Source organism: Methylobacterium trifolii (assembly GCF_022179685.1).
Taxonomy (GTDB): Bacteria; Pseudomonadota; Alphaproteobacteria; order Rhizobiales; family Beijerinckiaceae; genus Methylobacterium; species Methylobacterium trifolii.
In genome coordinates this window covers 1-22,468 of the sequence record NZ_BPRB01000147.1, presented here as the reverse complement: position 1 = coordinate 22,468, position 22,468 = coordinate 1, and the positions used below count along the sequence as shown (strand labels likewise).

25 protein-coding genes are annotated in these 22,468 nt (G+C 72.3%); 12 read left to right on the top strand and 13 right to left on the bottom strand.

What is annotated here, in order from left to right; translation table 11 throughout:
- Positions 1-91 precede the first annotated feature (91 nt).
- Positions 92-466 (top strand): tudor domain-containing protein, encoded by a 375-nt coding sequence (locus COGEMETH_RS13845; RefSeq protein WP_238183218.1) that lies wholly within the window; start codon positions 92-94, stop codon positions 464-466.
- Positions 467-641: 175 nt separating this feature from the next.
- Here the strand turns inward: COGEMETH_RS13845 and recA are convergent, their stop codons facing one another.
- The 8 genes from recA to flgB all read right to left on the bottom strand — a co-directional run bounded on the left by recA (position 642) and on the right by flgB (position 8,276).
- Entirely contained in the window at positions 642-1,733 is a 1,092-nt protein-coding gene (gene recA, locus COGEMETH_RS13840; protein ID WP_238183217.1) for a recombinase RecA, read from the bottom strand.
- A gap of 158 nt (positions 1,734-1,891) precedes the next feature.
- Complete coding sequence (gene cckA / locus COGEMETH_RS13835; RefSeq protein ID WP_238183216.1) at positions 1,892-4,549, bottom strand: cell cycle histidine kinase CckA; 2,658 nt, start codon at positions 4,547-4,549, stop codon at positions 1,892-1,894.
- Positions 4,550-4,791: 242 nt separating this feature from the next.
- Complete coding sequence (flhB, locus tag COGEMETH_RS13830; RefSeq protein ID WP_238183215.1) at positions 4,792-5,859, bottom strand: flagellar biosynthesis protein FlhB; 1,068 nt, start codon at positions 5,857-5,859, stop codon at positions 4,792-4,794.
- Between the two features lie 30 nt (positions 5,860-5,889).
- Complete coding sequence (fliR, locus tag COGEMETH_RS13825) at positions 5,890-6,654, bottom strand: flagellar biosynthetic protein FliR (protein ID WP_238183214.1); 765 nt, start codon at positions 6,652-6,654, stop codon at positions 5,890-5,892.
- Positions 6,655-6,708: 54 nt separating this feature from the next.
- Positions 6,709-6,975: a flagellar biosynthesis protein FliQ gene (gene fliQ / locus COGEMETH_RS13820; protein ID WP_238183213.1), complete on the bottom strand. Its 267-nt coding sequence runs from the start codon at positions 6,973-6,975 to the stop codon at positions 6,709-6,711.
- A gap of 144 nt (positions 6,976-7,119) precedes the next feature.
- Entirely contained in the window at positions 7,120-7,434 is a 315-nt protein-coding gene (fliE, locus tag COGEMETH_RS13815; RefSeq protein WP_238183212.1) for a flagellar hook-basal body complex protein FliE, read from the bottom strand.
- 4 nt (positions 7,435-7,438) lie between these two features.
- The gene (gene flgC, locus COGEMETH_RS13810) at positions 7,439-7,846 is read right to left on the bottom strand and encodes a flagellar basal body rod protein FlgC (protein WP_238183211.1); all 408 of its coding nucleotides are present in this window, start codon (positions 7,844-7,846) and stop codon (positions 7,439-7,441) included.
- Between the two features lie 25 nt (positions 7,847-7,871).
- On the bottom strand, positions 7,872-8,276 hold the full coding sequence (gene flgB / locus COGEMETH_RS13805; protein ID WP_238183210.1) for a flagellar basal body rod protein FlgB: 405 nt from the start codon (positions 8,274-8,276) through the stop codon (positions 7,872-7,874).
- Between the two features lie 222 nt (positions 8,277-8,498).
- Here flgB and COGEMETH_RS13800 point away from each other — a divergent pair, with 222 nt between their 5' ends.
- A complete protein-coding gene (locus COGEMETH_RS13800) occupies positions 8,499-9,725 on the top strand; it encodes a flagellar biosynthetic protein FliO (protein WP_306421747.1) in 1,227 nt (408 codons plus the stop codon).
- A 33-nt stretch (positions 9,726-9,758) separates the two neighbouring features.
- Here the strand turns inward: COGEMETH_RS13800 and COGEMETH_RS13795 are convergent, their stop codons facing one another.
- From COGEMETH_RS13795 to COGEMETH_RS13785, 3 genes are all read right to left on the bottom strand, one after another.
- Positions 9,759-9,980 (bottom strand): hypothetical protein, encoded by a 222-nt coding sequence (locus COGEMETH_RS13795; protein ID WP_238183209.1) that lies wholly within the window; start codon positions 9,978-9,980, stop codon positions 9,759-9,761.
- Between the two features lie 87 nt (positions 9,981-10,067).
- Positions 10,068-10,910 carry a metallophosphoesterase gene (locus tag COGEMETH_RS13790; protein ID WP_238183208.1) on the bottom strand — a complete coding sequence of 281 codons (843 nt, stop codon included), beginning with the start codon at positions 10,908-10,910 and terminating at the stop codon, positions 10,068-10,070.
- A gap of 3 nt (positions 10,911-10,913) precedes the next feature.
- Positions 10,914-11,519, bottom strand: a complete 606-nt coding sequence (locus tag COGEMETH_RS13785; RefSeq protein ID WP_238183207.1) for a cation efflux transmembrane domain-containing protein — start codon at positions 11,517-11,519, stop codon at positions 10,914-10,916.
- Positions 11,520-11,687: 168 nt separating this feature from the next.
- Between COGEMETH_RS13785 and croR the strand changes: the two genes are divergently transcribed.
- Positions 11,688-12,164, top strand: a complete 477-nt coding sequence (gene croR, locus COGEMETH_RS13780) for a 3-hydroxybutyryl-CoA dehydratase (RefSeq protein WP_238183206.1) — start codon at positions 11,688-11,690, stop codon at positions 12,162-12,164.
- Between the two features lie 61 nt (positions 12,165-12,225).
- Here the strand turns inward: croR and COGEMETH_RS13775 are convergent, their stop codons facing one another.
- Positions 12,226-12,960, bottom strand: coding sequence for a class I SAM-dependent methyltransferase (locus COGEMETH_RS13775; RefSeq protein WP_238183205.1), 735 nt, complete (start codon positions 12,958-12,960; stop codon positions 12,226-12,228).
- A gap of 134 nt (positions 12,961-13,094) precedes the next feature.
- Between COGEMETH_RS13775 and COGEMETH_RS13770 the strand changes: the two genes are divergently transcribed.
- The 9 genes from COGEMETH_RS13770 to COGEMETH_RS13730 all read left to right on the top strand — a co-directional run bounded on the left by COGEMETH_RS13770 (position 13,095) and on the right by COGEMETH_RS13730 (position 22,154).
- Entirely contained in the window at positions 13,095-13,913 is an 819-nt protein-coding gene (locus COGEMETH_RS13770) for a TrmH family RNA methyltransferase (protein WP_238183204.1), read from the top strand.
- 131 nt (positions 13,914-14,044) lie between these two features.
- Positions 14,045-15,622: a phytoene desaturase family protein gene (gene crtI / locus COGEMETH_RS13765; RefSeq protein WP_238183222.1), complete on the top strand. Its 1,578-nt coding sequence runs from the start codon at positions 14,045-14,047 to the stop codon at positions 15,620-15,622.
- Positions 15,623-15,675: 53 nt separating this feature from the next.
- Complete coding sequence (locus tag COGEMETH_RS13760; RefSeq protein WP_238183221.1) at positions 15,676-16,062, top strand: DUF2141 domain-containing protein; 387 nt, start codon at positions 15,676-15,678, stop codon at positions 16,060-16,062.
- Between the two features lie 8 nt (positions 16,063-16,070).
- Entirely contained in the window at positions 16,071-17,069 is a 999-nt protein-coding gene (locus tag COGEMETH_RS13755; protein WP_238183203.1) for an ABC transporter ATP-binding protein, read from the top strand.
- Positions 17,066-18,274 (top strand): ABC transporter permease, encoded by a 1,209-nt coding sequence (locus COGEMETH_RS13750; protein ID WP_238183202.1) that lies wholly within the window; start codon positions 17,066-17,068, stop codon positions 18,272-18,274. Before COGEMETH_RS13755 ends, COGEMETH_RS13750 begins: the two co-directional genes overlap by 4 nt.
- Positions 18,275-18,384: 110 nt before the next feature.
- Complete coding sequence (locus COGEMETH_RS13745; RefSeq protein WP_238183201.1) at positions 18,385-18,540, top strand: hypothetical protein; 156 nt, start codon at positions 18,385-18,387, stop codon at positions 18,538-18,540.
- 130 nt (positions 18,541-18,670) lie between these two features.
- On the top strand, positions 18,671-20,191 hold the full coding sequence (locus COGEMETH_RS13740; protein ID WP_238183200.1) for a phytoene desaturase family protein: 1,521 nt from the start codon (positions 18,671-18,673) through the stop codon (positions 20,189-20,191).
- 68 nt (positions 20,192-20,259) lie between these two features.
- Positions 20,260-21,015: a lysophospholipid acyltransferase family protein gene (locus COGEMETH_RS13735; RefSeq protein ID WP_238183220.1), complete on the top strand. Its 756-nt coding sequence runs from the start codon at positions 20,260-20,262 to the stop codon at positions 21,013-21,015.
- Complete coding sequence (locus COGEMETH_RS13730; protein ID WP_238183199.1) at positions 21,015-22,154, top strand: glycosyltransferase family 2 protein; 1,140 nt, start codon at positions 21,015-21,017, stop codon at positions 22,152-22,154. The genes COGEMETH_RS13735 and COGEMETH_RS13730 overlap by 1 nt, the downstream gene beginning before the upstream one ends.
- Here the strand turns inward: COGEMETH_RS13730 and cutA are convergent.
- A complete protein-coding gene (cutA, locus tag COGEMETH_RS13725; protein WP_238183219.1) occupies positions 22,133-22,465 on the bottom strand; it encodes a divalent-cation tolerance protein CutA in 333 nt (110 codons plus the stop codon). The two genes, COGEMETH_RS13730 and cutA, sit on opposite strands and share 22 nt — an antisense overlap.
- Positions 22,466-22,468: the final 3 nt, after the last annotated feature.

Below are 22,468 nucleotides of genomic sequence, written 5' to 3'. Positions count from 1 at the left end.
CAACGCGATCCGGGCCCGCCCTCGATGGAGCGGGCCCGGATCGCGTTGCGAGCGTGCTGACGAATTACTACGGGCATCGGAAGGGGAACGCATGCGTGGCGTGTCGAGACTGGCCTGCGCCGCAGGCATGATGGCGGCCGTCGCGACGGGGGCCGCCGCCCAGACGACGGGCGACTGGGTCCTGGCCCGCTACAAGGGCGGCGCCTACTGGTACCCCGGCATCATCCAGGGCCTGTCCGGGGACCGCGTGACCGTCGCCTACGACGACGGCGACCGGGAGACCCTGAGCCTGGCCGCCCTGCGGCCCTACGACTGGGCGATCGGCCGGAAGGTGGAGTGCAACTTCAAGGGCGCGGGCCGGTGGTATCCCGGCACCATCGCGTCGCTCGCCGGCGGAAGCATCGGGATCGACTACGACGACGGCGACAAGGAGCGGACCAACACCGGCCGCTGCCGCTCCAGGTGATTTTCTTCACGTAATACCGAACGGCGGTGAGCGCGACACATCGCGGTTCGTCCCCGCGAAAGCGGGGCGGCGGGCCTCCGCCGGACGCGCTGATCCCGACCATCGGTCGGGATCAGCGCAGATTGGTATAAGGCCGCCCCGGAAGTCCGGGACGGCCCGGTCGTGAGGCCTGCGATCAGGCCTCGCCTTCGTCGAGGTCGTCCTCGGTCGGCTTGGCGTTCTCCAGGATGCGCTCGGCCACGAGTCCCGAGTTCTGGCGGATCGATGACTCGATCTTGGCCGCGATGTCCGGGTTGTCCCGCAGAAACCCCTTGGAGTTCTCGCGGCCCTGGCCGAGGCGCTGGCTGTTGTACGAGAACCAGGCCCCCGACTTCTCGACGATGCCGGCCTTGACCCCGAGGTCGATCAGTTCGCCGACCTTCGAGATGCCCTCGCCGAACATGATGTCGAACTCGACCTGCTTGAAGGGCGGCGCGACCTTGTTCTTGACCACCTTGACCCGGACGTTGTTTCCGATGGCCTCGTCCCGGTCCTTCAGGGTCGCGATGCGGCGGATGTCGAGGCGCACCGAGGCGTAGAACTTCAGGGCGTTGCCGCCCGTCGTGGTCTCGGGGCTGCCGTACATCACGCCGATCTTCATCCGGATCTGGTTGATGAAGATCACCATGCACTTCGAGCGCGAGATCGAGCCGGTGAGCTTGCGCAGGGCCTGGCTCATCAGCCGGGCCTGGAGGCCGGGCTGCGAATCGCCCATCTCGCCCTCGATCTCGGCCCGCGGCGTCAGCGCGGCCACCGAATCGACCACCAGCACGTCGATGGCGCCGGAGCGCACCAGTGTGTCGGTGATCTCCAGCGCCTGCTCGCCGGTATCGGGCTGGGAGATCAGCAGGTCGTCGAGGTTCACGCCGAGCTTGCGCGCGTAGATCGGATCGAGGGCGTGCTCGGCGTCGACGAAGGCGCAGACGCCGCCCTTCTTCTGGGCCTCGGCGATGGTGTGGAGCGCCAGCGTGGTCTTGCCGGAGGATTCCGGCCCGTAGATCTCGATGACCCGGCCCCGCGGCAGGCCGCCGACGCCGAGCGCGATGTCGAGGCCGAGCGAACCGGTCGAGACCGTATCGACCTCCGCGATCTTGTCGTTCTTGCCGAGCCGCATGATCGAGCCCTTGCCGAAGGCGCGCTCGATCTGGGACAAAGCGGCGTCGATCGCCTTCGACTTGTCCTTGTCCATGCTGGGCGTATCCACCACTTTTAACGCGGGCTGGGCCATTCTCGCGGCATCCTTATGCAGGGGATGGGCGCCGTTCTCAATGCGCCCCTTGAGGGCGATTTTGTACCCTTTTTGTTCCGGTCCGGCAAGGGCGGATTCGCGCCACGGATACGGGTTCCGCGCCGCCCTCCCCGCCCGCGTGGGCGGGGGAGGGCCCGTCAGTCGGCCATGGTCTTCTTCACGGTCTCGACGAGCTGCTTCAGGCTGAAGGGCTTGGGCAGGAAGTTGAAGGCCTCCCCCTCGGGCAGGTTCTTGCGGAAGGCGTCCTCGGCGTAGCCGGAGACGAAGATCACCTTCAGGTCCGGCAGGTGCTTGCGGATCTCGCGCAGCAGGGTCGGGCCGTCCATCTCCGGCATCACCACGTCGGAGACGACGAGGTCGATGACGTGTTCCCCCCCGCGCACGATGGCCAGGGCCTCGAGGCCGGAGGCCGCCTCCAGCACCGTGTAGCCGCGGGCCGTGAGCGCCCGGCTGTTGACCGCGCGCACCGGGTCCTCGTCCTCCACCAGCAGGATGATCCCCTGCCCGGTATGGTCGGCCGAGGGCTTGCGCGGCTCGGGCTTCTTGGCCGGCACGGCCGCGACGGCCCCGTCGAGGGCTGCCGGAGCCTCCGCCTTGCGCGGGGCGGCGGGCAGCGCGGCGGGGGCCGGCTCCTCGGCCTCGGTCGGCACGTGGCGCGGCAGGTAGATGCGGAAGGAGGTGCCCTCGCCCACCGTCGACTGCACGTCGATGGTGCCGCCCGACTGCTTGACGATGCCGAACACGGTGGAGAGGCCGAGGCCGGTGCCCTTGCCGATGTCCTTGGTGGTGAAGAACGGCTCGAAGATCTTCTCCATCAGCTCGGGGGGGATGCCCTCGCCGGTGTCGAGCACCTCGATCAGCACGTGGTCGCCCGCCGGCGGCCCGCCATGCCCGTCCCGGCTCGCGGCCGGGCCCGGATCGAGCACGTTCTGGGTGCGGATCAGCAGGCGGCCGCCGTTCGGCATGGCGTCGCGGGCGTTGACCGCCAGGTTCACGATCACCTGCTCGAACTGGTTCACGTCCGCCTTCACCGGCCAGATGTCGCGCCCGTGCTTCAGCTCCAGGCTGACGCGCTCGCCGAGCAGCCGCTTGAGCAGCAGCGTCAGCTCGGACAGGGATTCGCCGACGTCCATCACCTCCGGGCGCAGGGTCTGGCGCCGCGAGAACGCCAGGAGCTGGCGCACGAGGCCCGCCGCCCGGTTGGCGTTCTGCTTGATCTGCATGATGTCTTGGAAGGCCGGATCGGTCGGCTTGTGGCTGGCCAGCAGCAGGTCGGAATAGCCGATGATCGCCTGGAGGACGTTGTTGAAGTCGTGGGCGATGCCGCCGGCGAGCTGGCCCACCGTGTCCATCTTCTGGGTCTGGGCGATCTGCTGCTCGAGCTGGCGCTGGGCCGTCACGTCCAGGGCGTAGAGGATCACGCTCTCGCGGTCGGCCTCGTCCAGGCCCCCGCCGGCTCCCTCGCCCCCGCCCGCCGTGCTGAGCCAGACCCGCGCCGAGCGGCCGCCCGGTCCTTTCAGGTTCACCTCGATCGGCTCGACGGTGGAGAGCCCGCTGGCCGCCTTGGCCAGCGCCGCGTCGAGGCCGGCGCGTTCCCGCTCGGCCACGGAATCCCCCACCGTCGGCTCGGCTCCGGCCTCGGGCGTGCCGTCCTCGACGGCGTGGCGCGGGGTGGTGCCGAACAGGCGCGCGAAGGAGGCGTTGGCCCGCGCGATCCGGCCGGCCCGGTCCAGCGTCGCGATGGCGATGGGCGAGCTGTTGAGGAAGCGGGCGAGCCGCACCTCGGCCGCCCGCTGGGGTTCGTCGGACTCGGCGCCGGCCGAGCGGTTGATCACGAAGGTGCGCGAGGCGCCGGGCTTGCCGTCCTTGCCGAAGGCGACCCGGTGGTAGAGGCGGGCCGGCAGGGGGTGGCCGTTGCGCCGGCGCAGGTCCAGGTCGAACCGGTCGGTGCGGACCTCGCCGGGCAGTCCCGCGCTGCGGGTCAGCACGTCGGCCCCCGAGGCGATCTCGGACAGGTGCGGGCCGCCGGGGCCGACGGTGGCGAGGTCGTAGCCGAGCCAGGCCGCCAGCGTCGCGTTCATGTAGACGATGGTGCCGGCCGGATCGATCGAGAGGAAGCCGGCAGGCGCGTGGTCGAGGTAGTCGATGGCGTGCTGGAGTTCCTGGAAGACGTTCTCCTGGCGCTCGCGCTCGCTGGTGATGTCGCTCACCTTCCAGAACGCTGCCGCGCGCCGGGGCCGCGGCAGGGGGCGCACTGAGATGCGGTACCAGCCGAAGTCGCGCCCGCTTCCGGAGGGCGGGGGCGACATCCGCACCTCCTCCGTGTGGCTGCGCCCGTCGCGGGCGGCCTGCGAGAGCCGGTAGATCGCCTCCGACACCTCCGGCGAGCCGACGAAGATGCGCTCCACCGCGCGCAGGTTGGAGAAGCTGTCGCCGCCCGCGACGGTGAGATAGGCCTCGTTGGCGTAGATCAGCCGGCCGCCGTCCTCCACCACCAGGGCGGCCTCGGGGGAGGCGTCCACGATCGCCTTGGTGATGTCGTCGCGCGCGCCCTGCCCGCTCAGCTGGAGCGCGCCGATGGCCAGCGCGAACAGGAAGAACACGCCGGCCATGGCCAGCAGCGCCAGCAGCCAGATGATGAGCGACTGCGCCTGCTCGTTGGCCACGAACGACAGGCCGATCGCGGCGCCGACCAGGAGCCCGGCCAGGACGAGCAGCAGCCCGACGCGGCCCGGACGCTCGGAGCGGTCGATCGAGCCCGAGACGGGCGCCGTGTGTCCAGTCAGCTCGGCCATCGGGGCATCAATCCAGGTGTCCGGGACCGGTCACGTGCCTCTCACGGAACGCCCGCCGCACCGTGGCGGCCAGGGGGAGGCCTCCCGAGGATCGGGCGTCCCGTGAGGTGCACTAAGCCCGCCGGACATGAGACGGCAAGGGTGTTGTCGCCGGTCCCGGGCTCGCGGGGCAAGCGACGGGGAAGCCTACCGAAAAAAGGTGGACGAACCGTGGTCGCGGGGCGAAGGCCGCCGGGCACGGATCAGGCCGCGCGCCGGCGCAGGCGCATCACGAAGCCGATCACCTCGGCCACCGCCCGGTAATGGTCGGCCGGGATCTCTTCGTCGATCTCGACGGTGGCGTGGAGGGCGCGCGCCAGCGGCGGGTTCTCCAGCACCGGCACGCCGTGCTCGGCCGCCACCGCGCGGATGCGCAGGGCGAGGGCGTCGACGCCCTTGGCCACGCAGATCGGCGCGGCCATGCCGGCCTCGTAGCGCAGCGCCACGGCGTAGTGGGTCGGGTTGGTGACGATCACGGTGGCGGTGGGCACCGCGGCCATCATCCGCTTCTTCACCCGCTGCATCCGGAGCTGCTTCATGCGGCCCTTGACCTCGGGGTTGCCGTCGCTCTCCTTCATCTCCTGCTTCATCTCCTCCTTGGACATGCGCAGGCGCTTGCGCCAGCTGTGCCGCTGGTAGAGGGCGTCTCCCAGGGTGATGGCCAGGTGGATGCAGAGCACCCCGGCCAGCAGCTTGAGGCTGATGGCCAGGATCGCGGGCAGGCAGGCGGCGGGGTCGAGCCGGGCGAAGACCTCGAGCCGGTCCCGGTCGTTCCACAGCACCGTGGCGACCACGACCCCGACGACGGACATCTTGGCCAGCCCCTTGCCGAACTGGAACAGGGCCTCCATCCCGAAGATGCGCTTGACGCCGGCCATCGGCGAGAGCCGCTCGAACTTCGGGCCCAGGGTCTCGGTGGTGAAGACCAGGGGGTGCTGGAGCAGGCCCGCCGCGAGGCCGGCGGCGGCCGCCATGCCCACCGGGACGGCGACCGCCGAGGCCCAGATCCACAGGCTGCGGCCGGCGATGCCGGACATGGCGTGGGCGTCGTCGGGCACCGCGTGGGCGTTCATCAGGAAGCCGCGCATCTCGCGCATCAGCCCGTCGGCGACGGACGGGCCCGCGATCACCAGGGCGAGGGTGAAGGCGCCCAGGATGGCGAAGGTGTTGATCTCGGTGCTGTTGGCGACCTCGCCCCGCTCGATCGCCTGGTCGAGGCGCCGCTGGGTCGGCTCTTCGGTCTTGTCTTCCTGCTCGGTGCCCTCGGACATCTCAGCGCCCCGTGCAGGCGGGCCGCGGGCTCAGCGCCCGACATAGTCCCCGAGGTAGCGGCCGAGGTCGTCCAGGAAGACGCCCATCATCACGCCGAGGGAGCCGAACAGGATCAGCATGCCGATCAGGATCGAGGCCGGCACCGCCACGAAGAACACCTGGAGCTGGGGCATCAGCCGCGAGAGCACGCCGAGCCCGAGGTTGAACAGGATGCCGAAGGCGATGAAGGGGGACGAGATCTGCACCGCCAGGGTGAAGCCCCGCCCGACCGCCTTGAGGGCCAGCATGGCCGCGTCCGAGAAGCCCGGCACCCCGTCCGGCGGCAGCACCACGTAGCTGCGCCCGATCGCCTCCAGGGCCAGGTGATGCAGGTCGGAGGCGAAGATCAGCGTGATGCCGAGCAGCGACAGGAAGTTGCCGAGCGCCGCCTGCTGCCCGCCCATGGTCGGGTCCACGGTCATGGCGTAGGACAGGCCGAGCTGCTGCGAGACGATCACGCCCGCCGTCTGCAGCGCTGCCAGGATCATCCGCACCGTCAGCCCCAGGATGAGCCCGACCAGGGTCTCGCCGAACAGCAGCCCGATCACCCGCGGACCGGCCAGGGCCCCGTCGCCGAGCGCCAGAAGCGGCCGCACGGTCGGGAACAGGACCAGGGAGACCAGCAGGGCGAAGGCGAGCCGCAGGCGCGGCGAGACCGACTGCTCCCCCAGCCCCGGCATCAGCATGATCAGCGTGCCGACGCGGGCGAAGGTGAGCAGGTAGGCCGCAGCGATCCCGGGCAGGAGCAGGTTCATGCCCTGCGCTATGGCACGCCGGCCCGCCGGCTGTCCCGCCCGAGGCCCGCACGGTCACTGGCCCGCCGCGATGCGGGCGGCGATGCGGATCATGTAGCCGGCCATGGCGTCGCCCATGAAGGGCAGCATCAGGAGGAGGGCTGCGAACACCGCCACGATCTTGGGCACGTAGATCAGGGTCTGCTCCTGGATCTGCGTCAGCGCCTGCACGAGGGAGACCGCGAGCCCCACGGCCAGCGCCACGAGCATCAGGGGCCCGGCGACCTTGAGGAACACGAAGATGCCGTCGCGGGCGACGTCGAGGATGGCGAGGCCGGTCATGTGTTTTTCGGGTGCCTGTGCGGGGCCTCTCCTCCCCCTTGCGGGGAGGAGCCGGAGGTGGGGGTGGTGCAGAAGGCACCGGATCGCTCGATCCTCGGCCACCCCCACCCCCGGCCCCTCCCCGCAAGGGGGAGGGGACGCGCGCTAGATCTGCATGCGCATGATCTCCTCGTAGGCGGAGATCATGCGGTCGCGCACCGCCACCATGGTCTGGAGGGCGGTCTCGCTCTCGGCCACGGCGGTGACCACGTCGACGACGTTGGCCTTGCCGGCGGCCACCGACAGCGCCTGCGCGTCGGCCTTGCGGCCGGCCTCGCCGACGTTGTCTAGGGCCTGGCCCAGAAGCTTGGTGAAGTCGGTGCCGGCCCCTTGGGCGGGCTGGATCCTCGGCGCGCCCTTGAGGCCGCCGACGTTCTGGACGGCGGCGTAGGCGCCGGCCGCGAAATTGCTGCTGGCCATGGCGCTACTTCAGGATCTCGAGGGTCTTGGAGATCATCCGCCGGGTGGCGGTGACCATGTTCAGGTTGGCCTCGTAGGAGCGCTGGGCCTCGCGCATGTCCATGTTCTCGATCAGGCTGTTGACGTTGGGCATGCGCACCTCGCCCTTGTCGTTGGCCGCCGGGTTGCCGGGATCGTGCTTGGTGCGGAAGGCCGTCTGGTCGCGGCGCACCCGCCCGGTCTCGACCAGGGAGGCGCCGGTCTCCCGGTCCATGTGGCTGGTGAAGGTCGGGATCTTGCGCCGGTAGGGCTCGCCGGCCGGGGTCGAGGGCGCGGAATCGGCGTTGGCGATGTTCTCCGCGATGATGCGCATGCGCCCGGACTGGGCCTTGAGCCCGGCGGCGGCGATCGACAGCGACTTGGTGAAATCCATGGCGGCCCCTCCTCAGTCCCGGATGTCAGCGCTTGCCGACGGCGATCTTCAGGGCGTCCAGGCTCTTCTGGTAGAGGGAGGCGGCGAGCTGGTAGTCCGTCTGGTTGTCGCCGGACTTCATCATCTCCTCCTCCAGGTTCACCCCATTGCCGCTGGGGCGGACCTCGAAGCCCTTGCTCCGCCGCGCCTCGATCCCGGCCCCCGCCTCCCCCGTCGGCGCGATGTGGCCGGCGCTGGTGAGCGTCAGGCCGGGGCCGGTGGCGGACGGCTGCCCGCTCGCCCGGTCGAAGCTCAGGGGCGCGAGGTCGCGGGGGCGGAAGCCCGGCATGTCGGCGTTGGCCACGTTCTCGGCGATGAGCTTCTGCCGGGTCTGGTGCCACTGCATGCGCGTGCGCAGCATGGACAGGAGCGGCATGTCGGTGACGGCCACGGGCTGCGCTCCGGGATGGACCGGCCGCGATCCGCCCGGTCGGCAAAATCTGCCGCCTGCATGGTTAACAGCCGGTAAAGATTGCCGGCGTCGGGAAGCTGTTAACGAAGTTTTAACGGCGATTGCCCGCCCCCCGGCCGGGCGTGATATCGAGGCTGCACTTGTGCGGGACCCCTTCGGGTCCGGGAAACGAGAGTTTCGGCCTTGCTGGGGTTGCAATCCGTGTTCGGCTCAGACGGCTCTCCGATCATTCAGTACGTCAGCATCTTCGCGGTCATCTTCGCGGTGCTGACGGTCATCGTCCTGCTGGTGCGCCGGCTCACCGGCCGCGGCCTTTCCATGCCCGGCCGCTCCGGGCAGCGCGGGCGCCAGCCCCGACTCGGCATCGTCGACATCTACGAGCTCGACCGCCAGCGCCAGCTCATCCTGCTGCGGCGGGACAACGTCGAGCACCTGCTCCTCGTCGGCGGCCCCAACGACGTGGTGATCGAGCGCCACATCCAGCGCGGCCAGCGCGCGCCGGCCGAGCCCGCCCTGCGGCCGGAGGCCATGGCCGAGCCGCTGCCCGAACTCGTCTCCGAGCCCCTGCCCGAGCCGGTCCCCGACATGGGCGCCGCCCGCGAGGCGCGCCGCCCGGAACCGGTCTTCGAACCCCGCTTCGAGATGCCGGTGGTGGTGCCCGCCGCTGTGCCGGGATCGCGGGCCGTCCCCCCCGTGACGCACCCCCTCGACGCGGCCGCCCTCGGCCCCGACGAGGGGCCGCCGGCCGGCCGCACGCCGGACCCCGTGGTCGCCGGCCCGCGCCCTGAGGCCCCGGCCAAGCGCACCTTGCTGCGCACGGCGCCACCCCTGGTCAACCCGCGCCCGGACGTGGCCTCCGAGCGCGGCCGGGCCGAGGAGGCGCCGCCCGAGGCCGCCCCGGCCCCCGTGCCGCCGGTGGCCGCCCCGCCCGAGCGCCGCGCGGTCGATCCGGCGATCCTGTCGGACATGGCCCGCCAGCTGAAGGCGGCCCTGGGCCGGACCGCGACGGCGGTGACGCCCCCGCCCGCCGTCGCGCAGACGCCTCCCGCCGCGCCCGCGCCGCCTCAGGTCGCGCAGCCGGCTCCGGCGCCCGTCATCGACCCGATGGCGGCGGCGATGGCGGCTGCGCCACCGGTCGCAGCGGCGCCTCCTGTGGAGCCGCCCGTCCAGCCTCCGGCCGTGGCCGCCGAGGCGCCCGCCCGCGAACCGAGCCCCGAGTCGTTCCTGCCCCCTCCCCCTCCCCCTCCTCCGGTCGTGGAGGCCCCGCCTGCGCCACCCGCGGCCGAGGTCAGGCCGGCGCCCCCCGTGCCACCCCCGCCGGCCGCTCCCCGCCCGAAACCCGAGGCCGCGCCGAATCCGTTCTCGGTGGAGGAGATCGAGGCCGAGTTCGCCCGGTTGCTGGGACGCCCCCTCGACAAGCGGAACTGACCGCCCGGCCGAGTGCGCCGGCCGGTCGCGGCCTCACTCGGCCTGCTTCACCCGGCGGCACTCGGTCTTGAGGTAGGTGGTCTTGCCGACCTCCTCGCGCAGGTCCGTGCGGGCGATGATCTCCTGCCAGCCGTTGGTGCAGCCCAGCTCGTTCGCCACCCGGACCTTGCGGACCTCCAGGGCCCTGTCGTCGGTGCAGGCTTCCTGCGCGACGGTGTTGGCGCAGACGAGGACGACGGCGATGAAGGCGTTCATGGGCGCGGGTTCCCTGGCGATGACGGCCGCTCTCCTACGCGCGGAACCCGGCTGCGGTTTCCGGTGCCCTGCGAATGCCGGATCGCTCTACAGGTCGATGCGGGCATCGACCCGAAACGTCGTCCCCTCCACGGGGTTGGCCACCCAGCGGCAGCGCCCGATCCGCAGGTCGTGGCCGGCATGGAAATGGCCCGAGACCCAGGCCCGCGGGCGCATCGCGTCGGGCAGGTCGTCGAGCACGGTGGTGGCGTAGAAGGCCGGCACCCACCAGGGCACGCCCGGCGCGCCGCGGAAGGCGTCGGCCGCAAGCGGGCTCGCGGGATGGTGCGTCACCACCACGCTCGGGCCATCGAACGGTGCCGCGAGGGCCGCCAGCAGGGCCGCGCGCTCGGACGCATGCGCCGCCATCGCGTCGGCGGGCTGCCAGGGGCTGCCGTCCGCCTTGCGGATCGCGCCGCGATATTCCCGCGAGCCGGTGACCGGGTCGGTCATGCGGGCGGCCGCGTAGGCGACCGGGTCGGCCGGCCGGTCGGGGATGTCGGGGCCGAGCCAGCGGCCGGCCAGCGACCAGTCGCTCCACAGGGTGGTGCCGACGAAGCGCACCCCGTCGAGGATGCAGGACGTCCCCCGTTGCAGGAGGTGGATGCGCGGGCCGCCGGCATTGATGAGCGCGACCTCGGCCTCCAGGGCGGCGAGGAGGTCGGGCGCGGTGCGGTCGTCGCCGGTCGGGGCGTAATGCTCGTGGTTGCCCGGCACCAGCACGATCGGCCTGCCGCCGGAGAGATGCAGCAGGGCCGCCAGGCCCCGCTCCGGGTGGCCCTCCCAGAGGTCGCCCGCGCAGACCATCACATCGAAGGACCCGCTCGGGGGCGGGATCAGGTCGAGGCGGCGGCGCTCCAGGTGGAGGTCGGAGATCGGGAACAGGCGCATCGGCTACGATTCCGCGTCGCGGGCGGCCCGCCGCTCGGCCGCGGCTGCGCGAAAGATGTCGCCGGCCGAATCCGCGTTGAGGATCGCGATGCCGGCCGCCGCGGCCAGGTCCGGCCAGGGCGAGGGCTGGAGCGCGGTGACGAGGCCGGCGGCGATGATGGCGAGGTTGGCGTAGGCGTCGTTGCGGGCGGAGAGGTAGGCCGCCCGCGTCAGGCTGCCGGCGCCCGTGCGGTGGCGGGCGAGCATGGCCGCGCAGGTAAGGTTGACGGCCAGCGCCCCGAGGCCCGTGAGCGTCAGGGGGAGCGGGGCCGGCGGGCTCATGTCCGAGACCTTCTCGTAGGCTGCGTAGGCCGTGGCGAGCGCCGGCACCATGAGGATGCCGGCCATGGCGGTGCCGAGGCGGGCGCGGTTCCTCAGGCTCCAGCCGAGGCCTGCGAAGATCAGCAGGTTGATCGCCGCATCCTCCAGGAAGTCCAGGCTGTCGGCGATCAGCGCCACCGAGCCGATGGCCAGCGCCACCGCGATCTCGACGGCGAAATAGGCGAGGTTCAGCCCCGCCACGCGGGCGACGACCGGGCGCAAGGGTGGGGAGGCGGGTTCGTCCGGCACGGAGATGGGCGGTGGTCCTTAAGGCTCGCGCGCCTCATCGCCCATGGGGCGTGCCCTGTCGAGGGCTCCGCATTGGCTGTTGGTCCGGCTGGATTTGGCGGCGCGACTGTGCGAGGCGGTTTCACAATCGGACCGAAATCCATTCGGCCGGAACGAGGAGTCTCGGACATGCTGCCCGAATTGCGGATCCTGTACTTCGAAGACCTCGAAGTCGGGCTGTCGGAGACCCTGTCCAAGGTCATCGCCTCCTCGGACGTGGTGGGATTTGCCGAGATCACAGGCGACCGCAACCCGATCCACCTGTCCGAGCACTTCGCGGCGCGCACGCCCTTCGGCACCCGCATCGCCCACGGCCTCTACACGGCGGGGCTGATCTCGGCGGTGCTCGGCACGCGGCTGCCCGGCCCGGGCGCCGTCTACATCAGCCAGACCCTGAACTTCCGCGCGCCGGTGCGCATCGGCGACACCGTCGACGTGACGGTGGAGGTGGCCGAACTCGTGCCCGAGCGCCGGCGCGCCCGGCTCAAATGCACCTGCTCGGTGGCCGGCGAGGTTGTGCTCGACGGCGAGGCCCTGGTGAAGGTGCCGACCAAGGCCGAAGCCGATCCCCTGGCCGTGCGGATGGGCGGCGGACGCGGCGCGTAACACCAACGGCCGTCGACGTCGCCTCGTCTGCCGTCGGCAGGCGCGACTGCGCGCCGACGCCCTACCCCTTCCGGCAGACGATCAGCGCGCCCGAGAAGAACGGGTCGGGCTGCGTCGGCAGCAGGGTCACCGCCGCGGCGCCGCGGGCGAACAGCGCGCCCGTGACCTCGGGCAGCGGGTAGAGGTTCATCTGCATGCCGCCGTCGTGCAGGGGCCGGCCGCGCAGGCCGTTCCACAGGGTCTGCGCCACGGGGACACGGTCCCGCAGGCGGCGGGCGAGGTGCCAGGCCCGCGAGCGGCGGCTCGCCACCGGCACGTCGAGGGCCAGCACGCCGCCCGGTGCGAGCCGGTCCCAGATCGCCAGGACGACCGCGAGCCCCCGATCGGTGGCGATGTGCTGGAGCACGATCAGGCTGAGGGCGAAGTCGATCTCGCCGGGGGCGCTCGCGACGCTGTCCCGGAGGGTGAGGTTCGTGAGCCCCCGCTCGGCGGCGTTGCGCGCCAGTTCCCGCAGCATGCCGGGGGCGAGGTCGACGGACGAGACGCGGGCGAAGCGGTGGGCCAGCGGCAGGCTCAGGCGCCCGACCCCGGCACCGAAATCCAGGGCGTGCCCGCGCCGCACCGGGCCGACGGCCCCCTCGACCCGGTCCAGCACCTCCGCCACGACGGCCTCGCCGGAGGCGAAGAACGCCTCCCGGTTCGCCCCGATCCTGTCCTTGCGATAGCTGTCGAGGGTGAGGACGCCGTAATAGGGATCGTGCTCGCCGTAGCGTCGCCAGATCGCATCCGATGACATCGCGCCCGTTCCCGAACCTCACCCGTCCCGGCGTCAAGACTATCGCGGCCGCCTCAGCCGCCCCAGCCTTGATCGAACCCGTGCCCCGGTATCTCCGGCGGGACGGTTACCGCGGACGGTCCGGAGCCTGAGCCATGCCCCCGCCCGTCACGATCGAGGACCCGGCCGACCCGCGGCTCGCCCCCTATGCGCGGATGCGCGAGCGCGACCTCGTCGGCCGTGAAGGCCGCTTCGTCGTCGAGGGCGAGGTGACCCTGCGGCTGCTGCTCTCGGGCCGTGCGCGCTTCCGGGCCGAATCGGTCCTGCTCGCCCCGGAGCGCCTCGACGGGCTCGCCGGGGCGCTCGAGGCCTGCCCAGAGCCGCCGCCGGTCTACCTCGCGGGCAAGGCGGCGATGAGCGCCGTGACCGGGTTCCCGATCCATCGCGGCGTGCTCGCGATCGGCATCCGCGGCGAGGACCCCACTCCTGCCGCCCTGGTGCCGGACGCCCCCGCCCCGGCACTGGTCGTCGGCCTCGCCGGCCTGACCAACCACGACAACGTCGGCGCCCTGTTCCGCAACGCGGCCGCCTTCGGCGCCGACGCCGTCCTGTGCGACGCGGCCACCTGCGATCCCCTCTACCGCAAGGCGATCCGCGTCTCGGCCGGCGCGGCGCTGACCGTCCCGTTCGCGCGCCTGCCGGCCGGGCAGGACTGGCTCTCCTTCGCCGGGGAACGGGACCTCGTGCCCCTCGCCCTGAGCCCGGCGGGCGCCACCGACCTCGCGGACCTGCCCGCCCTCCCCCGCGCCCTGCTCCTCCTCGGGACGGAGGGGCCTGGGCTGCCGGGAAGCCTGCTGGCGCGGGCGCGCGGCCTGCGCATCCCGATGGCACCGGGCTTCGATTCCCTGAACGTCGCCACGGCGGGCGCCATCGCCCTGCATCACCTCGCCCGGATGCGGGACCGGCTGTCATGAACCTCCCGGCGCGCGACAAAGGGCTGCAATTGCCGTACCCTGGGGGGACGCTAGCTTGGCTGGATGCGTCGGCGGAGACGGATAGTCCCGCGCGGTGTCGCGTGCGCACGGAAATTCGGGAGTCGGTGGCGTTGCTTCAGTCAGGGGACGGTTTGCGGACCTTGTCCGGGCGCCGGGTCGTCGTCGTCGGGGCGGGCCCCGGCGGGCTGGCCACGGCACTCCTGCTGGCGCGGGCCGGCATCCACGTCACGCTGTTCGAGAAGGACGGGCAGGTCGGCGGCCGGACCAAGACGGTGGACGCGCCGGGCGGCTACCGCTTCGACATCGGCCCGACCTTCTTCCTCTATCCCCAGATCCTGGCCGACATCTTCGAGAGCTGCGGCGAGCGCCTGGAGGGTCACGTCAAGCTGGAGCGGCTCGATCCGCAATACCACCTCGTGTTCGAGGCGGGCGGCGAGATCCGCGCCACCGGCGACATGGAGCGCCTGGAGGCCGAGGTCGCCCGCATCGCCCCCGACGACGCGAAGAACGTGAAGAAATTCTTCGCCGACAACCGGGTGAAGCTGAAGTTCTTCAAGCCGGTGCTGGAGCAGGCGTTCCACACGCTGCGCAGCATGGCGAGCCCCGGCATGCTGCGGGCGCTGCCCCACCTGCATCCCGGCCGCAGCGTCGACCGGGACCTGCGGCGCTACTTCGCCGACCCGCGGGTGCGCCTCGCCTTCGCCTTCCAGACCAAATACCTCGGGATGTCGCCCTTCCGCTGCCCGAGCCTGTTCACGATCCTCTCGTTCCTCGAATACGAGCACGGGGTCTACCATCCCGTAGGTGGCTGCGGCGCGGTCTCGGAGGCGATGGCGGGCCTGTGCCGCCGCATGGGCGTCGACCTTCGCCTCGGCGAGGCCGTGGAGCGCGTGACCTTCGCCGGCAAACGCGCCGACGGCGTCATGGTCGGCGGCCAGCACGTCCGCGCCGACGCGGTGGTGATCAACGGCGATTTCGCCAAGGTCATCCAGGACCTCGTCCCGGAAACGCACCGCCCCCGCTGGCGCGACGCCAAGATCGGGAAGGCCCGGCTCTCCTGCTCGACCTTCATGATGTATCTCGGCATCGAAGGTAAGATGCCGGCCGGGCTCGGGCACCACACCATCCTGCTGGCCGAGGCATACGAGCGCAACATCGCCGAGATCACGGAGGGCACGCTGCCGATGCAGCCCTCCCTCTACGTCCAGCACGCCGGCTACACCGACGGCGGCATGGCGCCGCCGGGCCACACCGCCCTGTACGTCCTCGTCCCCGTGCCGAACCTGAAGGCCGGGATCGACTGGGCGCGGACGCGCGCCTCGTATCGCGCCCTGGTGCTGGAGAGGCTGAAGCTCCTCGGGCTGGACGACATCGAAGGGCGCATCCGCTACGAGCGCATCGTCGACCCGACCGAGTGGCGCGACGGCTTCTCCGTGTACGAAGGCGCCACCTTCAACCTCGCCCACGACCTGATGCAGATGCTCTACTTCCGGCCCCACAACCGCTTCGGGCCGGGCCTCTACCTCGTCGGCGGCGGCACCCATCCGGGCTCCGGCCTGCCGGTGATCTACGAGGGCGCCCGCATCTCGGCCCGCCTGCTGATCGAGGAACTGGCCGGGGCGCGGGTGGCCGCCGATTCCGGCCTTCCGGAGACGGCCGCCCTCGCCACCGGCGGCGAGGCGTCGTGAGTGCCGTTCCGCTCGCCCGGGGCGGCCTCGGCCCGATCGTCGCGGGCGCGCTGATGCTCGCCTGGCCGGCCCTGGCCGCCACGGTGGAGGTGGAGGTCGATGGCATCGAGGCGGGCGGCCCCGTCTACGTCGCCCTCTGCCAGGGCGGTCTCACGGAGGCGTCCTGCACGGACGGGCAGGATGCGTCGGCCGGCGGGGCGAGCCGGCGTTTCGTCTTCCGCGACGTGGAGGCAGGCACCTACGCGGTCGCCGCCTTCCAGGACATGAACGGCAACCGCCGCCTCGACCGCACCGGCCTCGGCCTGCCGCAGGAGCCCTACGGCTTCTCCGGCGATGCCGGCCGCAGGGCCCGGCCCGACTTCGCCCGCGCCGCCTTCGGCCTGCGCGAGCCCGGCACCGTGATCCGGGTGCGGCTCGTCCGCGCCCTCGCGCGGCGCTGACGGGGCGGATGGCGACGCCCGAACCCCTGGTCCGGGTCTCGCAGGCGGTGCTGGCCTATCGGGAGCGGCGCGTGCTGGACGGCGTCGACCTCGACCTCGTATCCGGGCGGGTCCTGGCGCTGCTCGGCCCCAACGGGGCCGGCAAGACCTCGCTGATGCGCCTCGTCGCCGGCCGCCTCGCCCCGCGTTCCGGCAGCGTGCGGGTGCTGGATGCCGACCCGTTCCGGGAGCCCGCCGCCCGGCGGGCCATCGGCTGGGTGCCCCAGGAGATCGCGCTCTATCCCCGCCTCACCGTGGCGGAGAACCTCGGCGTGTTCGCCCAGTTGGCCGGCGTGACGCGGCGCGGGCGCCGGGCGGCCGTCGCGGCCGCCCTGGATCTGGCCGAGATCGCGGACGTCTCCGGCCGGCCGGTCGGCCTGCTCTCCGGGGGCTACCAGCGCCGGGTCAACATCGCGGTGAGCCTGATGGGCGGCCCCCGCCTCGTCCTCCTCGACGAGCCGACGCAAGGGGTGGATCTGGCCGCCCGCGCCGCGATCCACGCGGTGCTCGGGCGGCTGCGGGCGGAGGGCACCGCGATCCTGCTCGCCACCCACGATTTCGCCGAGGCCGGCCACCTCGCCGACCGCGTCGCCGTCCTGGCGCGGGGGCGGGTCGTCCGCGAGGGCGACCTTGCCGGCCTGCTCGCGCAACTCCGCACCGGGGCGCCCGAGCGGGAGGTTCTGCTGGGCGCCCCCGCCGAACTTGCGGCGGAGGCGGTTTTGCGGCGGGCCGGCTTCGCCCCGGCCGAGGCCGGGCCGGCCGGGCCGTCCCTGACCTGGCGCACCGCCGGCCGTCCTGAGCAGGGCCTCGACGGGGCGGCCCTGCTCGGGGCGCTGCGCGCCCAGGGCGTCCCCGCGGCCGAGATCCGCGTGCGGACGCCGGGGCTGGAGGCCCTCTACCTCGATGCCCTGACGCCACGCCCCGTCCCGGATGCGCCGCGCCCCCTGATGGCCGGGGCGTCCCGATGATCGGCGCCGCCTTCCGCGTCATGCTGCTCAGCCTGCTGCGCGACCGTGCCGCGCTGGTGATGGCCTTCGTCCTGCCCACCGTGATCTTCTCGATCTTCGCCGCGATCTTCTCCGGGGCTGTCGGCGACCGCATCCGCATCCATCTCGGATTGGCCGACCTCGCCGGCACCCCGACGACGCAGCGCCTGATGGGCGCGTTGGAGGCCGACCCGTCCCTGCGCGTCACGCGCCTGCACGGCGCGAGCCTGGACGACGTGACCCGCGCCGTCCGGTCCGGGGAGGTCGACGTGGCGCTGGTGCTGCGCGGCGACCTCGCCGCCGCCGCCCCCGCCGCCGCCCCCGCGCCGGCCGACCAGCCGGTGGTGCTGGTCGAGAACCCGGCCCGGGCCCTGGCGAGCCCGATCGCCCTCGGCCAGCTCCAGCGGGTGCTGAACGAGGCCCTGCCCGACGTGGTGCTCTCCCGCATCGTCGCCGACGTGGAGCGCAGCGGCAAGATCGGCCCGGACGAGCGCGCCTTCCTCGACGAGGCCTTCGCCGAGCAGCGCGCCCGGAAGGAGCCCTTCTCCTTCGCCGCCCTGGTCGAGCGCCGCAGCACGGCCGCGACGGCGGCCAACGCGCGGGTGAGCTACTATGCCGGCGCCATCACGGCGGTGTTCCTGCTGTTTGCCGCGATGCAGGGGGCGATGTCCCTCGTCGAGGAGCGGTCCTCGGGCCTGGCCGACCGCCTGATGGCCGGCCCCGGCGGGCTCGCCGTGATCGTGCTCGGCAAGTTCGGCTTCCTGACCCTCCAGGGCGTGGTCCAGGCCGGCCTGATCTTCTCAGCCGCCGCCCTCCTCTACGGCGTCGAGATCGGCCCGCACTGGCCGGCCTTCCTCGTCACCTGCCTCCTTGTCTCCGGCATGGCGGCCGGCCTGGCGCTCGCGGCCTGCGCGGCCTCCGCGACCCGCCAGCAGGCGCATCTCGCCTCGACCTTCGGCGTGCTCCTGCTCTCGGCCGTGGGCGGCAGCATGGTCCCCCGCTTCCTGATGCCCCCCTGGCTCCAGCAGGCCGGCTGGTTCACTCCGAACGCCTGGGCGATCGAGGCGTATCAGGGGGCCCTGGGCGAGGGGCTTGGGGCCGCGCTCCCGGCCTGGGGCGTGCTCGCGGCCCTGGCGCTCGCCGGGCTGGGGGTGGCGCTCGGGCTGGTGGGGCGGCGGGTGGCCTGAGAGCGGGACGCGCTTCTCCTCAACCCGGCACGTTTCGACCGCAACACCCGAACAACCAGTCTGACTTCCCCCGCGTCCACGCGCGCGAGCCTGTCCATGACGGCTCGGTCGTGATCGTCCCCAACCTGTCGAGAGGCCCGCAATGCGCCTTCTTTGCCCGCGCTCACGATCATCTCGAAATCCTGCCCGACCTCGTCAGCAAGGCTCTCGCGATCGAGGCGGATGGGTCCGTCACGGTCTTTCCGTTGCCCGACGCCGAATTCTAAGCCCTGTGAGTGACTTTTCGGGCAAGCTGCACCGCGAGCGCGACGCGTTAGCGCGTTGACCGGCCTCGCATGTGGCCTAGCTTCACGCCGGAGAGGGGCGTTGCGTGGCGCTCGGGGAGTGACGTTCCAGATGAGCCAGGATTCCTCGGTCGCCGTCATCGGCAGCGGGCTGGGCGGTTTGGCCGCCGCCTGCGTCTCGGCCGCGCGCGGCCACCGCGTCACCCTCTACGACAAGAACGACTGGCTCGGCGGCAAGGCCGCGGTGTTGCACGAGGGCGGTTTCCGCTTCGATATGGGGCCGACCATCCTCACCGTGCCCCGCGTGCTGGAGCGCATCTTCGCGGAAGCCGGGCGCGACCTGCGCGACTACCTCGACCTGCGCCGCCTCGACCCGCAATGGCGCTGCTTCTTCGACGACGGCACCCGCATCGACCTGATGCAGGACGTCGAGCGCATGGCCGGCGACATGGAGCGCTTCGCCCCCGGCACCGGGGACGGCTACAAAAAATTCCTCTCCATCTCGGAGAACCTGCACCAAGTTTCGGAAAAGTTCTTCTTCTGGAAGCCGGTGGAGGACCTGTTCGACACCATCAACATCCGCGCCAACATGAACCCCGGGACGCTCCGCGACGTGCTGTCCCTGCGCATGCACGCCTCGGTGGCGAGCACCATCCGCGGCAAGGTCAAGGATGCGCGGCTGGCGCAGATGCTCGACCATTTCGTGCAATATGTCGGCTCCTCCCCCTACGGCGCGCCGGCCGTGCTCTGCGCCATCGCCCACATGCAGACGGCCGAAGGCGTCTGGTATCCGATGGGCGGCACCCGCGCCGTGGCCGAGGCCCTGGCGAGGCTCGCGGGCGAACTCGGCGCCACCCTCAAGCCCGGCCTTGAGGTGACGGGCCTCACCATCGACAAGGGGACCGTCACGGGCGTGCGCACCCGCGAAGGCGAGACGCCCTTCGACGCGGTGATCTCGAACATGGATTCGGTGCGCACCTACACCGAGCTCGTCGGCGGCGAGGCGGGCCGGGCCTACGCGAAGAAGAACCCCGAGCCGGCCTGCTCCGGCGTGGTGCTCTATCTGGGCCTGAACCGGCGCTACGAGCACCTGAACCACCACGACTTCGTCTTCTCCCGCGACCCGGAAGAGGAGTTCGACTGGATCTACCGCAAGGGCGAGCCGGCCCCCGACCCGACCGCCTACCTCGCCGCCCCCTCCTCCACCGACCCGTCCGTGGCGCCCGACGGCGGCGAGGCCCTCTACGTCCTGGTGCACACGCCCTACCTGCGGCCGCACCACGACTGGAAGACGATGTTCCCGGCCTACCGGCAGGTGATCCTGGACAAGCTCAAGCGCACGGCCGGGATGCCGGACCTGGAAGAGCGCATCGTGGTCGAGCGCCACCTGACGCCGCAGGACATCCACGAGCGCTACAAGGTCCTGAACGGGGCGATCTACGGGCTGGCCTCCCACGGCAAGGTCATGGGTGCCTTCAAGCCCGGCAACCGCTCGCGGCAGGTGCGCGGCCTCTACCTCGCGGGCGGCGCCGCCCATCCGGGGCCGGGCATGCCGATGGTGATGATGTCGGGCTGGATCGCCGCCGACGCGCACGACCAGGACGCCCGCGGCGACCTGCGCAAATCCGCGTGAGCACGTCCGCGGGGCGCAGGCAGGGCGAGGCCGGGCCGGAGCCGATCTCGCCCGTGATCTGGCGCTTCATGGTGGCGTGGTTCGGGCGCTTCCTGCGCCGGCACATGAACGCCCTGCGCCTGCCTCGCTGGGGCACGCCGCCCGACGCGTCCCATGCCGGGCCGTTGGTGATCTATTCCAACCACCCGTCCTGGTGGGACGCGTGCGTGATCATCCTCCTGGGCGGCCTGCTGTTTCCCGGGCGCGAGAACCGCGCCCCCTTCGACGCGCGGATGCTCGAGCGCTACGGCATCTTCCGGCGCCTCGGCGCCTTCCCCGTCGACCTCGACAGCCCCCGCGGCGCCGCCCAGTTCCTGGCCGCCGTGCGGGCGATCCTGACCCGGCCGGCCCAGGTGATCTGGATCACGGCGCAGGGGCGCTTCGTGGACGTGCGCGCCCGGCCCCTCGACCTGCGCCCCGGCGTGGCGCGGCTGGCCGAGATCGCCCCCGATGCCCTGTTCGTGCCGCTCGCCCTCGAATACGCCTTCTGGGACGAGCGCGGCGCGGAGGTCTTCGCCGCCTTCGGGGCGGCCATCCCAGCCTCCGAGCTGCTGGCCCTGCCGCGGCCCGAGCGCCTCGCCCATCTGGAGGCCGCCCTCACCGCGACCCTCGATCGCCTCGCCGCCGACGTGGTCTCCCGCGAGCCCGAGCGCTTCCGGGACCTGGTGTCGGGCGCCAAGGGGATCGGCGGGCTCTACGACGGCTGGCGCCGGCTCGCGGCCCTCGTCTCCGGGCGTTCCTTCGACCCGGCCCATCGCGCCGACCCCCGCAGGCTCGTGAAGTGATGCTCGATCTCGCGCTGGTGGTCCTCGCGCTGCTCTGCCTCGTCGTGGCCCTCCAGCCCGTGCTGTTTGCCGGCATGAACCTGCCCCTGCTGCGCACCCCGGTGCCGGACGCGGGCGCGGGCGGCCTCGTCTCGATCCTGATCCCGGCCCGCAACGAGGCGGCCAACATCGCCCGCACCGTCCGTGCGGCGCTCGCGAGCACGGGCGTGCCCGTCGAGGTGCTGGTCGGGGACGACCATTCCACCGACGCGACGCCCGAGATCGTCCGCGGGATCGCGGATCCGCGCCTGCGCCTCGTCCCGGTGCCGGCCCTGCCCGAGGGCTGGACCGGCAAGAACCACGCCTGCGCCCATCTGGCGGAGCAGGCGCGGGGGGCGCACCTGCTGTTCATCGACGCCGACGTCCACCTCGAACCTGTGGCAGCCGCCGCGCTGGCGGCGCAGGCCCGCACCAGCGGGGCGGCCCTGGTCAGCGGCGTGCCGCGCCAAGTCATGGGCTCGCCGGGCGAGATGCTCACCGTGCCGATGATCAACTTCCTTCTCGTCGGCTACCTGCCCGTGCCGATGATGCGCGCGTCCCGCGACCCGGCGCTGGGGGCGGCCTGCGGGCAGCTGGTGCTGGTCGACCGAGCCGCCTACCACGCGGCCGGCGGCCACGGTGCCATCCGCGAGACCCTGCACGACGGCGTGCGCCTGCCCCGCCTGATGCGGGCGGCCGGCCATCGCACCGACCTCGTCGCGGGCCATCGGCTCGCGGCCTGCCGGATGTATGCGGGCTTCCGGCAATCCTGGGCCGGGTTCTCCAAGAACGCCCACGAGGGCATGGCCACGCCCCGCGCCCTGCCGGTCTGGACGGCGCTGCTATTGCTGGGCCAGGTCGTCCCCTGGCTCCTCGTGCCGGCCGGCCTGTTCGGGCTGCTCCCCTTCATGGCCTTCGCCGCGGCCCTGGCCGCGCTCGCCCTGTCGCTCGCCGCCCGCGCGGCGATCACGCTCCGGTCCCGCGAGCCGCTGCCGACGATCCTGCTGCATCCGGCGACCGTGCTGGTGGCGCTGGCGATCCAGTGGAACGTGCTGCTGCGCCGCGAGCGCGCCGGGGCCGCGACCTGGAAGGGCCGCAGCTACCCGGTCGGCGGCGCCTGAGTCTCGGACATGATCCAGGCCGCCGTACCCGGATCCGCATCCGCCACGGGCAGGTACAGGAGGATCGGCGTCTCGTAGGGGTGTCGGGCCTTCAGCGCCGCCGCCAGGTCCTGCTTCAGCCCCTCGCGGCTCTTGAGGATCGCCACCACCTCCTCGCCCCGCTCCACCGCGCCCTTCCAGGCGTAGACCGAGCGCATGCCGGGCAGCACGTTGACGCAGGCGACGAGTCTGTCGCGGACCAGCGCCTCGCCGATATCGAGGGCCGTCCCGGCATCGGGGAAGGTGGTATAGACGAGGAGCGGCCGCTCCATGCT

What these genes read in the sequence shown, in the direction of transcription:
- COGEMETH_RS13755 (WP_238183203.1), top strand. Translation starts at nt 16,071, where the DNA reads ATGGCGACGCCCGAACCCCTGGTCCGGGTCTCGCAGGCGGTGCTGGCC.
- recA (WP_238183217.1), bottom strand. Translation starts at nt 1,733, where the DNA reads ATGGCCCAGCCCGCGTTAAAAGTGGTGGATACGCCCAGCATGGACAAG.
- flhB (WP_238183215.1), bottom strand. Translation starts at nt 5,859, where the DNA reads ATGTCCGAGGGCACCGAGCAGGAAGACAAGACCGAAGAGCCGACCCAG.
- cutA (WP_238183219.1), bottom strand. Translation starts at nt 22,465, where the DNA reads ATGGAGCGGCCGCTCCTCGTCTATACCACCTTCCCCGATGCCGGGACG.
- COGEMETH_RS13845 (WP_238183218.1), top strand. Translation starts at nt 92, where the DNA reads ATGCGTGGCGTGTCGAGACTGGCCTGCGCCGCAGGCATGATGGCGGCC.
- COGEMETH_RS13790 (WP_238183208.1), bottom strand. Translation starts at nt 10,910, where the DNA reads ATGCGCCTGTTCCCGATCTCCGACCTCCACCTGGAGCGCCGCCGCCTC.
- COGEMETH_RS13750 (WP_238183202.1), top strand. Translation starts at nt 17,066, where the DNA reads ATGATCGGCGCCGCCTTCCGCGTCATGCTGCTCAGCCTGCTGCGCGAC.
- COGEMETH_RS13735 (WP_238183220.1), top strand. Translation starts at nt 20,260, where the DNA reads ATGGTGGCGTGGTTCGGGCGCTTCCTGCGCCGGCACATGAACGCCCTG.
- COGEMETH_RS13775 (WP_238183205.1), bottom strand. Translation starts at nt 12,960, where the DNA reads ATGTCATCGGATGCGATCTGGCGACGCTACGGCGAGCACGATCCCTAT.
- fliE (WP_238183212.1), bottom strand. Translation starts at nt 7,434, where the DNA reads ATGGCCAGCAGCAATTTCGCGGCCGGCGCCTACGCCGCCGTCCAGAAC.
- COGEMETH_RS13730 (WP_238183199.1), top strand. Translation starts at nt 21,015, where the DNA reads ATGCTCGATCTCGCGCTGGTGGTCCTCGCGCTGCTCTGCCTCGTCGTG.
- flgC (WP_238183211.1), bottom strand. Translation starts at nt 7,846, where the DNA reads ATGGATTTCACCAAGTCGCTGTCGATCGCCGCCGCCGGGCTCAAGGCC.
- COGEMETH_RS13770 (WP_238183204.1), top strand. Translation starts at nt 13,095, where the DNA reads ATGCCCCCGCCCGTCACGATCGAGGACCCGGCCGACCCGCGGCTCGCC.
- COGEMETH_RS13740 (WP_238183200.1), top strand. Translation starts at nt 18,671, where the DNA reads ATGAGCCAGGATTCCTCGGTCGCCGTCATCGGCAGCGGGCTGGGCGGT.
- COGEMETH_RS13760 (WP_238183221.1), top strand. Translation starts at nt 15,676, where the DNA reads ATGCTCGCCTGGCCGGCCCTGGCCGCCACGGTGGAGGTGGAGGTCGAT.
- fliR (WP_238183214.1), bottom strand. Translation starts at nt 6,654, where the DNA reads ATGAACCTGCTCCTGCCCGGGATCGCTGCGGCCTACCTGCTCACCTTC.
- COGEMETH_RS13795 (WP_238183209.1), bottom strand. Translation starts at nt 9,980, where the DNA reads ATGAACGCCTTCATCGCCGTCGTCCTCGTCTGCGCCAACACCGTCGCG.
- croR (WP_238183206.1), top strand. Translation starts at nt 11,688, where the DNA reads ATGCTGCCCGAATTGCGGATCCTGTACTTCGAAGACCTCGAAGTCGGG.
- fliQ (WP_238183213.1), bottom strand. Translation starts at nt 6,975, where the DNA reads ATGACCGGCCTCGCCATCCTCGACGTCGCCCGCGACGGCATCTTCGTG.
- cckA (WP_238183216.1), bottom strand. Translation starts at nt 4,549, where the DNA reads ATGGCCGAGCTGACTGGACACACGGCGCCCGTCTCGGGCTCGATCGAC.